Source organism: Eikenella sp. HMSC071B05, from assembly GCF_001811325.1.
GTDB classification, from domain to species: Bacteria; Pseudomonadota; Gammaproteobacteria; order Burkholderiales; family Neisseriaceae; genus Eikenella; species Eikenella corrodens.
Window position 1 is genome coordinate 81562 of sequence record NZ_KV804548.1, and the last position, 13861, is coordinate 95422.

15 protein-coding genes are annotated in these 13861 nt (G+C 57.8%); 3 read left to right on the forward strand and 12 right to left on the reverse strand.

Going from position 1 to position 13861, the window contains the following annotated elements:
- Nucleotides 1-127: 127 nt before the first annotated feature.
- The 4 genes from HMPREF2796_RS11520 to HMPREF2796_RS05300 all read right to left on the reverse strand — a co-directional run bounded on the left by HMPREF2796_RS11520 (nt 128) and on the right by HMPREF2796_RS05300 (nt 3329).
- Complete coding sequence (locus tag HMPREF2796_RS11520; RefSeq protein ID WP_070631529.1) at nt 128-1051, reverse strand: hypothetical protein; 924 nt, start codon at nt 1049-1051, stop codon at nt 128-130.
- 236 nt (nt 1052-1287) lie between these two features.
- Nucleotides 1288-1932 (reverse strand): HAD-IA family hydrolase, encoded by a 645-nt coding sequence (locus tag HMPREF2796_RS05290; protein ID WP_070631532.1) that lies wholly within the window; start codon nt 1930-1932, stop codon nt 1288-1290.
- Between the two features lie 123 nt (nt 1933-2055).
- Complete coding sequence (locus tag HMPREF2796_RS05295) at nt 2056-2274, reverse strand: hypothetical protein (protein ID WP_070631534.1); 219 nt, start codon at nt 2272-2274, stop codon at nt 2056-2058.
- A 71-nt stretch (nt 2275-2345) separates the two neighbouring features.
- Nucleotides 2346-3329, reverse strand: a complete 984-nt coding sequence (locus HMPREF2796_RS05300; protein ID WP_070631535.1) for an RluA family pseudouridine synthase — start codon at nt 3327-3329, stop codon at nt 2346-2348.
- A gap of 468 nt (nt 3330-3797) precedes the next feature.
- Between HMPREF2796_RS05300 and HMPREF2796_RS11060 the strand changes: the two genes are divergently transcribed.
- Both HMPREF2796_RS11060 and HMPREF2796_RS05305 read left to right on the forward strand, forming a co-directional pair.
- Nucleotides 3798-4025, forward strand: coding sequence for a hypothetical protein (locus HMPREF2796_RS11060; protein WP_141749160.1), 228 nt, complete (start codon nt 3798-3800; stop codon nt 4023-4025).
- A 7-nt stretch (nt 4026-4032) separates the two neighbouring features.
- The gene (locus tag HMPREF2796_RS05305) at nt 4033-6837 is read left to right on the forward strand and encodes an Rne/Rng family ribonuclease (protein WP_070631727.1); all 2805 of its coding nucleotides are present in this window, start codon (nt 4033-4035) and stop codon (nt 6835-6837) included.
- A gap of 226 nt (nt 6838-7063) precedes the next feature.
- Here HMPREF2796_RS05305 and HMPREF2796_RS05310 read toward each other — a convergent pair whose 3' ends face one another.
- From HMPREF2796_RS05310 to HMPREF2796_RS05340, 8 genes are all read right to left on the reverse strand, one after another.
- Entirely contained in the window at nt 7064-7276 is a 213-nt protein-coding gene (locus HMPREF2796_RS05310) for a DUF4926 domain-containing protein (RefSeq protein ID WP_064083476.1), read from the reverse strand.
- A gap of 58 nt (nt 7277-7334) precedes the next feature.
- Nucleotides 7335-8075, reverse strand: coding sequence for a hypothetical protein (locus HMPREF2796_RS05315; RefSeq protein ID WP_070631537.1), 741 nt, complete (start codon nt 8073-8075; stop codon nt 7335-7337).
- A gap of 21 nt (nt 8076-8096) precedes the next feature.
- Complete coding sequence (locus HMPREF2796_RS05320) at nt 8097-9212, reverse strand: beta-ketoacyl synthase N-terminal-like domain-containing protein (protein WP_070631539.1); 1116 nt, start codon at nt 9210-9212, stop codon at nt 8097-8099.
- 3 nt (nt 9213-9215) lie between these two features.
- Complete coding sequence (locus HMPREF2796_RS11065) at nt 9216-9434, reverse strand: hypothetical protein (RefSeq protein ID WP_141757550.1); 219 nt, start codon at nt 9432-9434, stop codon at nt 9216-9218.
- Nucleotides 9410-9691 carry a hypothetical protein gene (locus HMPREF2796_RS05325; protein WP_070631540.1) on the reverse strand — a complete coding sequence of 94 codons (282 nt, stop codon included), beginning with the start codon at nt 9689-9691 and terminating at the stop codon, nt 9410-9412. Before HMPREF2796_RS05325 ends, HMPREF2796_RS11065 begins: the two co-directional genes overlap by 25 nt.
- A 423-nt stretch (nt 9692-10114) precedes the next feature.
- The gene (locus HMPREF2796_RS05330; protein WP_070631542.1) at nt 10115-10402 is read right to left on the reverse strand and encodes an acyl carrier protein; all 288 of its coding nucleotides are present in this window, start codon (nt 10400-10402) and stop codon (nt 10115-10117) included.
- 1 nt (nt 10403) lies between these two features.
- On the reverse strand, nt 10404-11651 hold the full coding sequence (locus HMPREF2796_RS05335; RefSeq protein ID WP_070631544.1) for an ABC transporter permease: 1248 nt from the start codon (nt 11649-11651) through the stop codon (nt 10404-10406).
- Nucleotides 11652-11711: 60 nt separating this feature from the next.
- Nucleotides 11712-12605 carry an ABC transporter ATP-binding protein gene (locus HMPREF2796_RS05340; protein WP_070631546.1) on the reverse strand — a complete coding sequence of 298 codons (894 nt, stop codon included), beginning with the start codon at nt 12603-12605 and terminating at the stop codon, nt 11712-11714.
- Between the two features lie 156 nt (nt 12606-12761).
- On the opposite strand from HMPREF2796_RS05340, the gene HMPREF2796_RS05345 reads away from it, so the two are divergent.
- On the forward strand, nt 12762-13808 hold the full coding sequence (locus HMPREF2796_RS05345; RefSeq protein ID WP_070631547.1) for a 2,3-butanediol dehydrogenase: 1047 nt from the start codon (nt 12762-12764) through the stop codon (nt 13806-13808).
- Nucleotides 13809-13861 lie beyond the last annotated feature (53 nt).

Here is a 13861-nt window from a genome sequence, read left to right on the forward strand (position 1 = left end):
GCTGTACTGGTTTTTGTTAATTCACTATAAAAGGGCACCATGCCTCACCATGCCCTATCACACAAAGTTTCAGGTAGCCTTTTCGGTTTGAGGCTACCTGAAACCTATCCCCCGCCCTATTGCTTGGTTATTTTCTATGTTCAGGCTTAAATGCCGGTGAAAGCAAAACTTTTCTTGCAAAAGAAACAGCTTGTAATTGGTATGAATCTTCCTCCGGGCATCTATCTCCCCTGCCCCAAGGATTCGGATTTTGCTCAAACTTAGAATAACCTAGTGCTGGCACAAAAACATACATCGTTTTCTCAGCCATCAATTCATTGGTTTTGGTATCGATAATCTTGATGGTTGTTCCCGCTATCCAGTGTTTGCGGTTTTCCCAAGAAACATCATTCTCATAGGTAACGGCATAGCGGGCAGGATGTGCTGGATTAGTCTCTTGATTAAACGGTTTGTCATATATGTGCCAATTACCACTATAACGAATAATCGAGCCATCTTTTTGCAAAACATCAACATGGTCATAGTGCACATGGGAAAAATATGGCAAAAAACTGGCAACATATTCTTCCCGCTTTGATTCACTCTCCACCGCCGCATCCTCCCACATCTGGTCTTTCCGCGGGTTGTAGCGGTTACTCTGATACTTCTCATCATCCCCGCGCACTTTCAACAGCAGGATACCGTCCACATTGTCCGCCGTGCGGTAAATCTTCTCGCCGGCGTTTTGGCACAGCTGGTCGAAGCGGGCTTTGGCGGGCTCGTAGTATTGCTTGCGCCATGCCGCCCGTTCGGCTCTCGCCTGCTGCAATTCCTGCTGCCGCTGCGCATCCCGCTCTTTTTGCAAAAAATACGGGATAACGAGGAATACAAACAACACAACCAGTGCGGGAACGGGCACCAGCCAGCGGCGTTTCTGCATCCATTGCGGTTTGATGTGGTAGCACACCACTGAGGCAATGATTGCTATCACGATGGCAGCCACGATGCCGATAACTTCCAAAACATTAAACAGGGAATAGAGGAATCGGCCGAGATCGCGCGAGGTGAACATGGGGTAGGGTGTCCTTTGCTTGTTTGGCTGGGTTTTGAATCGGTCTGCCTGTTAGGCTACCTGAAAAGTTTTCGGCATGTTTGGGAGGTGCTTTCTGATTGCAGGCTTGGCTTTTAAGTTTTCGCTTCGCTGAAGTTTCTTGTTTTTCAGGTAGCCTTTCGATTTGCCGCCATATCACTTACAGGCTACCTGAAAAATCTTCGCCCTGCATTGAAGCTTACGCTTTCAGGTAGCCTTTATTCTGCCAACCAGGCCGCCAAGCTGGTTAAGCCGTCCAGCATGGCCAGGTGCGGGGCGGTTTGCAGTTGGGCGGGGGTGTGGGCGCCGGTGGTGAGGGCGACGGCGGGGCTTTGGGCGTTGTGCGCCATGTGCAAATCGTGGGTGGTGTCGCCGATTACCAGGGCTTCGGCCGGGTGCACGCCCAATTCGTCGCAGATAGAGAGCACCATTTCGGGCTGGGGCTTGGAGGCGCATTCGTCGGCGGTGCGGGTGGCGAGGAAGAAGTTGCGCGTGCCGGTTTCGTCCAGGGCGGCATCGAGCCCGCGCCGGCCTTTGCCAGTGGCCACAGCGAGCCAGTAGTGCTGTTGCAGCCGCTGCAGGGTATTGCCTGCGTCGGGAAACAAAACGGTTTGCTCGCGGCGGTGGAAGTATTCGTGCTGATAGGCGCGGATGGCGGCTTCGATTTGCTGTTGGTTCAGCTGCGGGCACAGGCGGTGTAAGGCATCGTGCAGGCTTAAGCCGATGGTGTTGCGGATATCGGCCTCGGCGGGCGGCGGCCAGCCGAAACGGCAAAAAGAGTTTTGCACGCCCTGCACAATTTGGGCGGTGGAATCGGCTAAGGTGCCGTCCCAGTCGAAAATCAATACGCGATACGGTTTCATGGGCATTCCTTGATGTGTTGGAAGTTTGGGCTGGCTGAATTTTCAGGTATAGCTAAAATTCTTATTTCTTCCTACTGCGTTGGCTCGCCTGGCATAAAGAAATAATTATTTTAGCTATCCGCCTCACTTGAAGCTGCGCCCTGCGCCGTGCAGCAAGGCGTTAATCATGATTTCATCGGCTTCCGCCTCGGTTTGGCGGCACACTGTTTCCTGCCGGATGATTTCCTCCAAATCGGCACGGCCGCTCTCGACCGGCTGGGTGATCACCTGCTTGGGGCGCTCCAAAGAAAAGCCTTCCGGCAGAATAACTTTGAATTTTGGCTGTTGATCGTTTTGCTGCATATCTTTCCTTTTGGGCTAAATGGCAAACAGGCTACCTGAAAAACGAAGCCGGAATCATGGGCACACTTTTTTCAGGTAGCCTCTTGTTCCTGCCTCAAGCCCTCCAGCATCTGACGCAGCTCTTCCGGCAGCGGCGCGGTGAGCACCAGCATTTCGCCGCTTGCCGGGTGTTCGAGCTCCAAGCGGTGGGCGTGCAGGAACATGCGTTTGAGGCCGAGCTTTTTCAGGCGGCGGTTGGCGGTGTAGTCGCCGTAGCGTTCGTCGCCGGCAATCGGGCAGTTTTGCGACTGCATATGCACGCGGATTTGGTGGGTGCGGCCGGTGCGCAGCGTGGCCTCCATCAGGCTCAGGGCGGAAAGCCCCACTCCATGCAGCGGCGCGCCGCCGAAGGTTTCCAACACGCGGAACAGCGTGTGCGCGCTCTGCCCTTCTTCGCTCACGCGCACCATTTTCTCGCCTGCCGCGCCGGTGTATTTGAACAGCGGCAGCTTCACCTGCCGCACGTCCTGCGGCCATGCGCCCATGCCCAGCGCCAAATATACTTTTTTCGGCTTGTCGTTGCGCCAGGCTTCGTGCAGCTTCACCAATGCGCTGCGCTTTTTGGCCACCACCAATAATCCGCTGGTATCTTTGTCCAGCCGGTGTACCAATTCCAAATAACGCGCCTGCGGCCGGGCGCGGCGCAGCTGTTCGATCACGCCGAAGCTCACGCCGCTGCCGCCGTGCACGGCCACGCCGGAAGGTTTGTCCACCACCAAAAGGTGCTCGTCTTCAAACACAATATCAAACTCGCGCGGCGGCACGGCAGCCTCGGCCGGCTCGGCTTTCTGCGCCAGCCGGATCGGCGGAATCCGCACTTCGTCGCCCACGGCCAAGCGGCTGTCGGCAGCGGCGCGTTTTTTGTTCACGCGCACTTCGCCGCCTCGGATGATGCGGTGGATATGGCTCTTGGGCACACCTTTGAGCAGGCGGATGAGAAAGTTATCCAAACGCTGCCCGGCGGCAGCTTCGTCCACGCTCAAATAATTGACTGAATTTTTGCTAATTGCTGGCATTTTCTCTATAATCCTCTCCCTGCCGACACCGTGCCCAGGCTACCTGAAAGCCAAGCTTCAACGAAGCGAAAAACAAAGGATGCCGCCGGGTTGGCAAGTTGATTGTTTACTGTTTATTTTATCGTAAAAAGACAATTCCGAACGGCTTTCCTCTGCCTGCCGCGTATTTTGGCGGGCAGATTGAAATAGTAATTGAGTTTACGGCTCCGGCAGCCCAAACGGCCTAAGACGCGACCAGCGCGCCGCCGCACCCGCTGCCGGGCTTAAAGAAGACCACAACACCGAATTAATAACGGATTAAGTTTAAACCAGGGCCAAGCGGCGAGCCGCAATCCAAGCAGTACGGCAAAACAAGCTGGCACGGCCTTGCTTTAAAATTAATCCGCTATACCCCGCCGCAAGCGGTCGCCATCCGGCCTGCCGCGGCATTCCAAATCAGCCGCCCATCCGGCGGCCGGCGCGGCAGTGATGCCCGCCCTGCTCTTTCACTACCTTCTTTACCGTTTTCTGCCCGCACCCGATGCCGGCTGCCCAACCGCCACAGCGGTTGCCGCACACCGCGCTTCAGGACCGCACAACACATGGCTGCCGATTTTAATTTCGTTGAAACTTTGTTTTCAGGTAGCCTTCCCCAGCGGCAGCAAAGCGGCCAAACTAATTACACGCTTCGGAATTGCAAACCAAACAAAAGGTTAGCAACATCATGAAACGTATGTTATTTAACGCCACCCAGGCCGAAGAGCTGCGCGTGGCGATTGTAGACGGGCAAAACCTGCTCGATCTCGACATTGAAACGCTGGGCAAAGAACAGCGCAAAGGCAATATCTACAAAGGCATCATCACCCGCATCGAGCCCTCGCTCGAGGCTTGCTTCGTGGACTACGGCACCGACCGCCACGGTTTCCTCCCCTTCAAAGAAGTTTCCCGCGCCTACTTCCAAGACTACGACGGCGGCCGCGCCCGCATCCAAGACGTATTGCAAGAAGGCATGCAGGTCATCGTGCAGGTGGAAAAAGACGAACGCGGTAACAAAGGTGCCGCGCTCACCACCTTCATCAGCCTGGCCGGCCGCTATCTCGTGCTCATGCCGAACAATCCGCGCGGCGGCGGCATTTCCCGCCGTATCGAAGGCGAAGAGCGCCAAGAGCTCAAAGCCGCCATGAGCGAGCTTGATGTGCCGCACGGCATGAGTCTGATCGCCCGCACCGCCGGCATTGGCCGCAGTGTGGAAGAGCTGCAATGGGATTTCAACTATCTGTTGCAACTGTGGCGCGCCATCGAAGAAGCCGGCAACGCCCATCAAGATCCTTATCTCCTCTTCATGGAGAGCTCCCTGCTCATCCGTGCCATCCGCGACCACTACCGTTCTGACATCGGCGAAATCCTCATCGACAACCGCGAAGTGTTCGACCAAGTGCAGGAATTCATGAGCTATGTGATGCCGCACAACGTGGGCAAGCTCAAATACTACGACGACCACATCCCGCTCTTCTCCCGCTTCCAAATCGAGCACCAAATCGAAAGCGCCTTCTCGCGCTCCGTGAGCCTGCCCTCCGGCGGCGCTATCGTGATCGACCACACCGAAGCTCTGGTTTCCGTAGACGTGAACTCCGCCCGCTCCACCCGCGGCGCCGACATCGAAGAAACCGCCTTCCAAACCAATATGGAAGCCGCCGAAGAAGTGGCCCGCCAAATGCGCCTGCGCGACTTGGGCGGCCTGATCGTGATCGACTTCATCGACATGGAAAACCCCAAGCATCAGCGCGATGTGGAAAACACCCTGCGCGACGCGCTACGGAAAGACCGCGCCCGCGTGCAGATGGGCAAACTTTCCCGCTTCGGCCTGCTTGAGCTTTCCCGCCAGCGCCTGCGCCCCTCCCTGGGCGAAAGCAGCCACGTAGCCTGCCCGCGCTGCGCCGGCACCGGCGTGATCCGCGGCATCGAATCCACCGCCCTGCACGTGTTGCGCATCATCCAAGAAGAAGCGATGAAGGACAACACCGAAGAAGTGCACGCCCAAGTGCCGGTGGACGTGGCCACCTTCCTGCTCAACGAAAAACGCGCCGAGCTGTTCGGCCTGGAAGAGCGGCTGGATGTATCCATCCTGATGATTCCCAACACCCATCTGGAAAACCCGCACTACAACATCACCCGCGTACGCCCCGACGATGTGGACGACGATGCCGAGCCCAGCTACAAACAAGTCGAAATCCCCGAAGAAGACGACAGCCAAACCTTGGAAATCGGCCGCCAGGCCAAGCCGGTGAAACCCGAGCCCGCCGTAAAAGGCATCAAACACAGCAGCCCCGCCCCCGTGGTGCAGCAGCCTGCCGAACCCGGCTTGCTGGCCGGCATCGGCGCCTGGTTTGCCAAATTGTTTGGCGGCGGCGAAACCAAATCTGCCGAAGCCCCTGCAACCAACAACGGGCGCAACGGCGGCAATCGCGGCAAAGCCCCGCAAAACCGCAACCGCCGCAACCGCAGCCAACAGCGCAGCCAAAACGGCAACAGCCGCCCGCCGCGCCAGCAAAATGCCGACGATGCCGAAACTTTGGACAACCGCACACCGCAACAGCTGGCAGAGAAATCCGCTGCCGAGCAGCAGCCCAATCCTCGCCAACGCCGCCGCCAACGCAAAGACAGCGATGTTCAGGTAGCCTCGGCTGAAAACGATAAGCTACAGGCCGCCGGCCAAGCGGCCGATATCCCTGAACGCATTGCTGGCGACACCGGCAGCTCTGCAGAAAACCAAGAGCGTGGCAATGAACGAAGCGAGCGCAATAATGAGCACGGCGAACGCAACGAACGCCGATCCGGCCGCGACCGCCGCCAAGACAACAGCCAGCGCAACGGCAAAGGCCGAAGCCGCCAGCGCAATATCCCCTCTGCACAGAAAATCATCCAATATCTGGATATTCCGCTGCAAGCCGAGCTGTTGAAATCCGCTGCCGACATGGTATTGGGTCTGCATACCGAAGCGCCCGCCACCATGCCGCAGCCCAATGAGGCCGACATCAACAAACCGCTGGTCATCACCATCCCCGAAGTGGCCGATGAAGCCGATGCACCCACCTTCGTGTTTGCCGAAGAAAACACCGCCGAAGCTGCTGAAACCGTAAACCAGACTGCTGTTGCAAGCCCGGTTGCTGAAACAACGCGGGAAGAAGCCGTTGTGGTGGAAACCGTGGCCGTAGAAGCCTCATCCGTCGAAACCCAAGCCGCTCCGGAAGCTGCATCTGCCGATGATTCCATTGCTGCCGCAGCCCAAGCCGTAGAAACGGCAACGACAGCCGTGGCGCAACCCGTTCCGCAACAAACCGCAGCCGAACCCGCGGCCGCCGACCTAGGTGGTCTGGTATTAGTGCAAACCGATCCCGCCGCGCTCTCCGCCGTTCAGCCCGAGCCTGAACAGCCCAAAGGCCTGCGCCGCGCCGATGTTGCCCCCGCCGCCCCGACTGCCGTGCCCGAGCCGCAGCAACTGCAGCAAGTGGAAACCCACCGCAGCTGATGTAGGTTTTCAGGTAGCCTGCAGCGGCCAATAGCAAACCACCCCGAATGATTATTCGGGGTGGTTTTTGATGGTCAATTTCCAGGCTAGCCGGATCTGTATAACTATTCCAAAGAGAGACGAAGCAAGGCAGCAGCCCTCAGAATACGGGCACGATAACAAGCTGAACCCACCGCATTCCTATTGCTCACGACCAACAGCATTGGAATTCCGTTATTCCATGCTTTCAGCTAGCCGTTCCCAGCTTGCCGGGCTGCTTAAAATTCGTCTGCCCATTTAAGGCGAGCAGTGCTAAGGTTTCGCCGTTCTCTCCTACGAACTCAACCTCATACTTATCTTGCCCGTATATATCCACAATCACGCCGCGTGCGCCGGCAGGTAGGTGGTGTTCGGGAATATCTCTAATCAGTTCAACCACAGCCAATAATTGATACGGCATCGCCGCCCCTTTCTATCGCTAAAACCCTTCATATGGCATGGGCTCACCTTGCACTGTGTTAAGCCTCATTCCCTATCTCGTCGGCAGCAAGCGGCTCTATCTGCAAGGCTGGCCAGATGCCGTGTGGCGGCAGCAGAAGCCCGCCCCGGTCGTGCAACTGCTCTTCCAAAGCCAATACCGCGGGCAGGAAGGCGGATTGGTGCGGCATGGTGGTGATGGTTTGATTGATTGCAGCGGTACTTATCCGCCAGCCGTGCTGCCGGGGCGGCAGGCTACCTGAAACTTGCCACCACACGCTGCCTTCCTGCTCATCCTGCCCCGACTGCTCATAGGCCCAGCCCAACAGCACGGTTTGCCCGGGCTCGGCCAACAATGCGTTCAGCACGGCATACAGTGGGCTGAGGCAATAGGCGGCATCGGCAGCGAGAAACACGCTGTTGCCGCTGCTGCCGAGGATTTGCGCCAGCTGGAACGTAGCAGCGTTGTGGAGGTTGGCCATAAAGTCGAGCGGCGAGGGCTGACAGGCGGCAAGTTTCTGTTGCATCGCGGCCATGCGGGAGGGGGAACTGAACGGCGAGGCGAGATAAATGGCAGGGTTTTCAGGTAGCCCTTGGCACAGCGGCAAGGCGCCAAGCAGGGCGAGCAGGGTGAAACGGCTCAGGCGGCGTGCATCGATGCCGTATTGCTCGCGCAAAAGGCGGCGCAGTTCGGCATCGGGCTGCTGCAGCTCGGCGATAAAGCGGGCAGTGGCTTGGAGATAGGCCAGTGTTCGGCCTGGATTTAATGGGTTCGACATCATCAGAATACTTTTCAGGTAGCCTCAGCCCTGCCAATTCAACACCCAGGCGCAATGGCTGCCGCCGAAGCCGAGGAAATAGTTCAGATAGCTGCCATTGGGCAACGGCTGGCCGTGCAGGGTGGGCAGAGGGAAATCGGGGGTGGATACGGGCAGGGGCGGCAGGCGGCCTTGTTGCAGGGCGGCGTGCAACAGGGCGGTTTCCAAAGTGGCGGTGGCGCCGAGGGTGTGGCCGGTGTAGGGTTTGAACAGCAGGGACGGAGTATGCGGCCAGATTTGGCGGCGCACCTGCATCTCTACTTCATCGCTCAAACCGCCGCTGCCGTGGATTTTCACTCCGCGTAAATCCGGCGCGGCTATTCCGGCGCGGCGCAGGCATTCGGCAAGCAGGCTGTGCAGTGGTTCGGCGGAGGAGGCGGTGAGGTTGAGATGGTCAGTTTGCGCGGTGAAACCATGCAGGCGGCAAACGTAATCGCGGTGCGGCCGGGCAGAGAGTGCCAGCGCAGCCATGCCTTCGCCCAACACCAGCCCGCCGGCATTAAGAAACGGCAGCCTGCCCGGCTCGGTGTCGAGCAGATTCATGGCATAGAAATGCTCGAAGGTGAGCCGATTAAAGCTTTCAAAACCAACCACAATGGCACGTTCGGCCAAGCCGTTTTCGATGCTGCGGGCGGCGGCAAGCAGGGCTTGGGCCGCGGCGGTGCAAGAGGTGGCGAAGCTAAATACGTTGGGGCTGCGGAACCGGGTTTTCAGGTAGCCTGCGATTTCACACAGAGTGTAGTGTTCTTCTTCTGGGCTGGCAGCCGGCGCGGCTTCGCGGTCGGACATCACATAGGAGGTGGAGCCGATGAACACGGGAATGCCGGCCAGGTTGTCTGCCTCCCAGCCGGCTGCCGCGGCGGCTTGGCGGATTTGAGCCTCAATCCAGCCGCACAGCTGCGCCAGCGAGACCGGCGCGGCGGGGAGGGCGGCGAAATACGGCAGCTCGCACGGCTGCCCCAAGCCGTGGGCGGTGCGGAGGGCGGGCGGCAAGAATGAGGTTTCAGATAGCCCGAACGGGCGGCTGCCCTGCCCTTGTGCGCACCAATAGCTGCTGCTGCACAAATAGACGGCTCGGGATGGAGTGTTTGCGGTGTTCATTTTTCAGGTAGCCTCAAGCGGTCTGCCCGGCGTTTCCAGCAATTCCCATTCATACTCCGCCTCATGGATGGCCAGCGCATAGCCGTTTTCAAGATACAGCCCGAAATCGTCATGTTGTTCAAACCAATGATCCAACGCGGCCTGCAAGGCGGGCAGGGAAATGCGCGCCCAGAAGCCGAAGCCATTTTCCTCTAGGCTTATCCACGCCGTATCGGCCAGCAAGGCGCGTATCCGGCGCACCATTTCGGCGCGGGCGGCTTGGTGTTGGGCTTGGTGGAACGGGCGATCGATGATGCCGTTTTGATGAAACGGGAAAGTGGCTGCGGCTGGGTTAGTAAGCGATAGATGCCGCTGTCGACAAACCGGCGGGCAATGTCGCCATCTGTGGATTGGATGTCGGCAATGTTTAAAAAGGCGTAGCGCTGCCGCAGGCGGGCTTGGGCGTTGCGTTGTTGGAGTCGGGCGATTTTAGGGTTCATGGTTACACCCTTAAGGCTACCTGAAAAATATAGACAATTGTTTAACAAAAATATTCAAACCACTAGGCACAAATTTTCCAGTGAGAATGGTGCAGCTATGCTTATCTGCTGGTGCAGCCGAACGGAGCGCGGTTTTTCGGGGAACAAGGGCTTGCATGTTCGAAGCGGCGCAGCCGCAAGTTGCGAGCCCGCCCGAAAAACCGCGTGGAGTGAGGGAAGTTTGGCGAAGCCAAACCTGTGCCCGCAGTCGCCTTTCTTTTGCTTTCTTTTCTTTGGCGAAGCAAAGAAAAGAAAGTGCCCGCGCCGGCATGAGGCGTAAAGGTGAACAGGCAAAAATAGCGAAGGCTACCTGAAATTTGGCTACTGCTTAAAACCCAACTCTTGCTTTACAAACAGGTCTTACAAAAGACTTTCAGGTAGCCTTTATGCGCCGTGCTGTTCGCGGATAAAGGTGGCCAAATCGCGCACGTTCATCATGTGTTTGCGCACCATGCGGTCGCCATTGAGGCGCACGCCGTAACGGGCTTGCAGGGCGACGGTGATTTGCAGCGCATCGAGCGAATCGAGGCCGACCGGGCTTTCCTGGCCGAACAGCGGGGAGTCGTCGGCAAAGGCGGCCATGTCCACATCGTCTTGTTTTTCGGTTTCGCGCACAATCAGGTTTTTCAAGGCCTGCTCCAACGCGGGGGAGCTTAAATCGGGCGTGTTCACTTTAAAATCTCGCTTGGGTTTTGAGTTGGCGGCGGTAGAGCGCGGCGGCGGCGGCGAGGGCAGCCAGGCCGAAACCGGCCAGGCGCAGCAGCTGCGGGGCGATTTGTGCTAGGGTGTAATGGTTTAACAGCAGTTTCTGGAAGGCGGACAAGCCCCAGCCCATCGGCGAGAGCTGGGAGAGCTGCTGCATCAGCGAGGGCATGATGTGCACGGGCACCATTACGCCGCCCAGTGCGGCCATGATGATAATGCCGCCGCCGCCGAGCACCACGGCGTGTTCGGTGGTTTTGGCCAATACGCTCACTAAAAGCCCGTAGCCCAGCGCGGCCAGGCTCACGGCGCAGGATACGGCGGCATAACCCGCCCAGCCGCCGGCCAGCGCAAAGGCGGGCATGCCGAGCAGAGGCAGCACCCATGCGCCCAGCGCAATCATGCCGGCAAACTGCAGCTGGTTGATTAAGAAGTAGGGAATCAGCTTGGCGGCCAAAAGCTTCCAAGCGGGGGCACGCGCCATATTCAGGCGGGTGAGCGTGTTAGTCTGCCGCTCCATCGCCATCACGTTGGATAGCGGTATCATGATGAAAAACATGCCGAAAATCAGCCAGGCGGGTACGCTGTGCTGCACGGAATTGGGCTGCTCCACCGCCTCGCCCTGCCGGTTCAGATAGGTTTCCTGCCACATTTCGTGCCCGAGATAAGTTTCGATTTGGCCGAACTTATCGTCCAATTCTTTGTTCACTTGGTCTTGAATGCGGTGCACGACGGGATTCTTGTTGTTGTCCAACACGATTTCGTTGCCATCGAAATACTGCGCCAAGCGCGCCCGGGTATAGTGCTGGCGCATCAGGCCTTTGATGCCGAGCAGCCAGCCGCGGTCGGCATCGGGTTGGAGCCACAGGCGCAGGGGCTGTTCTTTTTCCAGCGGGGTGGCTTCATCGTTTGGATTGAGCAGCAGCAAATCGGCCTCGCCGCGCTGTAAGGCTACCTGAAACTCGGTCAGGCGACTTTTATCGGCCAGTTGCACTTTCAGCTTCTCGTTTTGCAGGGCTTGCAGAAACTGTTGGTTGAGCTGGCTGCCGGGCTTACCAAGCAGCACGATTTGCGCATCGGGATTGAGGTTTTCCCGGCTGCTGCTCAAGGCGGCCGACATAATCAGCATAAACAGAATCGGCATCACAAACAGCACCGCCACGCCGTGCAGATCGCGGCTGAGCAGCTTGAGTTCTTTGGCAATGGCGGAGGCTAACATGAGACCAGCCTTGTGGGGAAGGATGCTTGCATGGGTTTGATCATATTCGTTTTATGGTTTTCAGGTAGCCTGCTTGGCCAAGAAGTCCAAATAAAAGCTTTCCAGCGAAGCGAAGCCAAAACGGCAGGCTTCGGCGGTATAGCCTTTATTTTGCAACGCGGCCAGCAGCTCGGCAGGCGTATCGGTATCGAAATGCAGCGTGCCGTCGGCAGTGCGGCGGCCTTGCAGCGCGGCTAGCTCGGCATCGGGCAGTGGCGGCACGGTGCGCAGAGACAAACCGGATTGCTCGCCTTGGCGCAACACTTCGTGCAAGTCGCCGTGATACACCAGCCGCCCGCCGTGCAGCAGCGCAATATCGCGGCACAAGAGCTCGATTTCCTGCAAGTAATGCGAGGTGTACACCACCGTGATGCCCTGCTGCGTGAGCGCGGCCACGCTATCCAAAATAAAGCGGCGCGATTCGGGGTCGATGCCCACGGTGATTTCGTCCAAAAAAATCAGCTTGGGGCGGTTGATGAGGCCGATGGCAAAATTCAGCCGCCGCTTCAGCCCGCCGGAGAGGTGTTTGGCCAGCTTGGCTCGGTGTTCGGCCAAGCCGGCCTGTTCCAGCAGGGTTTTCAGGTAGCCTTCGTCGCGCACGGCATACAGCGCGGCGAAAAAGCGCATATTGTCCCACACCGAGAGCAAGGGATAAAAGGCAAAATCCTGCGGCACCAGCGAAATACGCTGCCGCTCTTTGGCCGGCAGCCTGCCCAGCGGCACGCCGTCAAACAAAATCTGCCCGCCCTGTACCGGCAACAGCCCAGCCAAAAGCGACATCAACGTAGTTTTGCCCGCTCCGTTGGGGCCGAGCAGGCCCAGCGCCGCTCCCTCGGCCACCGGCAGGCTCACGCCGTTGAGCGCATTTTCCTGCACCTGTGGATAGCGATAGGTAATTTCCTGTATTTCAATCATAAATTTCTAAATTTTAAGCCAAAGCAACGGCAACCGGCCGTTGTGTTCGGCTACCTGAAAAATAAATCGGAATAATAGCCCAAATTCGCTTGAAACTGCCGCCCAAAGTTTCTACAATCGGTTCTCCTTCTCAACTCGACCTCAAAGGATACTGATATGAGTACAATGAAAGCTGCAAGATGGTACGGCCGCCGCGACATCCGCGTGGAAGACGTAGCCGTTCCCGAAATCACACGCCCGTCACAAGTGAAAATCGCTGTGAAATACACCGGCATCTGCGGCAGCGACCTGCACGAATACCTCGGCGGCCCTATCTTTATCCCGGTAGAGAAAGAGCACCCCTATTCCGGCCGCAAAGCCCCGCTCACGCTCGGCCACGAATTTGCCGGCGAAATCGTGGAAGTGGGCGCTGACGTAACCAACGTAAAAGTGGGCGACCGCGTAACCGTTGAGCCGATTTTGGCCAAAGACGGCCTCAAAGGCAAATACAACCTCGACAAAAACCTCGGCTTCGTCGGCCTGGCTGCCGACGGCGGCTTCACCAGCTACTGCGTGGTAGACGGCGAATTGTGCCACAAATTGCCCGACAGCATCGACTACGAACAAGGTGCGCTCACCGAGCCCGCTGCCGTGGCCCTGTATGCCGTGCGCCAGAGCAAGCTGAAAGCCGGCGACACCGCCGCCGTATTCGGCTGCGGCCCCATCGGCCTGCTCACCATCGAAGCCCTGCGCGCTGCCGGCGCCACCACCATCTACGCCATCGAGCTTTCTCCTGAGCGTCAGGAAAAAGCCCGCGAGCTGGGTGCAGTAGTAATCGACCCCTCCAAAGTAAACGTGGTGGAATACATCAAAGCCGAAACCGACGGTGGTGTGAACGTATCGTTTGAAGTAACCGGCGTCGCCCCCGTGCTGAAACAGGCTATCGAAGCCGTGGAAAACGACGGCGAATGCGTGATCGTAAGTATTTGGGAAAACGAAGCCTCCATCCACCCGAACGAAATCGTGATCAAGGAAAAAACCGTGAAAGGCATCATCGCCTACCGCGACATTTTCCCCGCTGTGTTGCAATTGATGGAACAAGGCTACTTCCCGAAAGACAAGCTGGTGACCAAACGCATCAAGCTGCAAGACATCGTGAGCGAAGGCTTTGAAGCCCTGGTGAAAGAGAAGAGCCAAGTGAAGATTTTGGTGTCTCCGAACTAAGCACTCGCTTAGCTTAAACCGAATAGCCGCCCGCAGGGAAACTTGCGGGCGGT

Excerpts from the sequence above, each read along its gene's own strand:
- HMPREF2796_RS11520 (WP_070631529.1), bottom strand. The coding sequence starts at position 1,051 with ATGTTCACCTCGCGCGATCTCGGCCGATTCCTCTATTCCCTGTTTAAT.
- HMPREF2796_RS05290 (WP_070631532.1), bottom strand. The coding sequence starts at position 1,932 with ATGAAACCGTATCGCGTATTGATTTTCGACTGGGACGGCACCTTAGCC.
- HMPREF2796_RS05295 (WP_070631534.1), bottom strand. The coding sequence starts at position 2,274 with ATGCAGCAAAACGATCAACAGCCAAAATTCAAAGTTATTCTGCCGGAA.
- HMPREF2796_RS05300 (WP_070631535.1), bottom strand. The coding sequence starts at position 3,329 with ATGCCAGCAATTAGCAAAAATTCAGTCAATTATTTGAGCGTGGACGAA.
- HMPREF2796_RS11060 (WP_141749160.1), top strand. The coding sequence starts at position 3,798 with ATGCCCGCCCTGCTCTTTCACTACCTTCTTTACCGTTTTCTGCCCGCA.
- HMPREF2796_RS05305 (WP_070631727.1), top strand. The coding sequence starts at position 4,033 with ATGAAACGTATGTTATTTAACGCCACCCAGGCCGAAGAGCTGCGCGTG.
- HMPREF2796_RS05310 (WP_064083476.1), bottom strand. The coding sequence starts at position 7,276 with ATGCCGTATCAATTATTGGCTGTGGTTGAACTGATTAGAGATATTCCC.
- HMPREF2796_RS05315 (WP_070631537.1), bottom strand. The coding sequence starts at position 8,075 with ATGATGTCGAACCCATTAAATCCAGGCCGAACACTGGCCTATCTCCAA.
- HMPREF2796_RS05320 (WP_070631539.1), bottom strand. The coding sequence starts at position 9,212 with ATGAACACCGCAAACACTCCATCCCGAGCCGTCTATTTGTGCAGCAGC.
- HMPREF2796_RS05325 (WP_070631540.1), bottom strand. The coding sequence starts at position 9,691 with ATGAACCCTAAAATCGCCCGACTCCAACAACGCAACGCCCAAGCCCGC.
- HMPREF2796_RS05335 (WP_070631544.1), bottom strand. The coding sequence starts at position 11,651 with ATGTTAGCCTCCGCCATTGCCAAAGAACTCAAGCTGCTCAGCCGCGAT.
- HMPREF2796_RS05340 (WP_070631546.1), bottom strand. The coding sequence starts at position 12,605 with ATGATTGAAATACAGGAAATTACCTATCGCTATCCACAGGTGCAGGAA.
- HMPREF2796_RS05345 (WP_070631547.1), top strand. The coding sequence starts at position 12,762 with ATGAGTACAATGAAAGCTGCAAGATGGTACGGCCGCCGCGACATCCGC.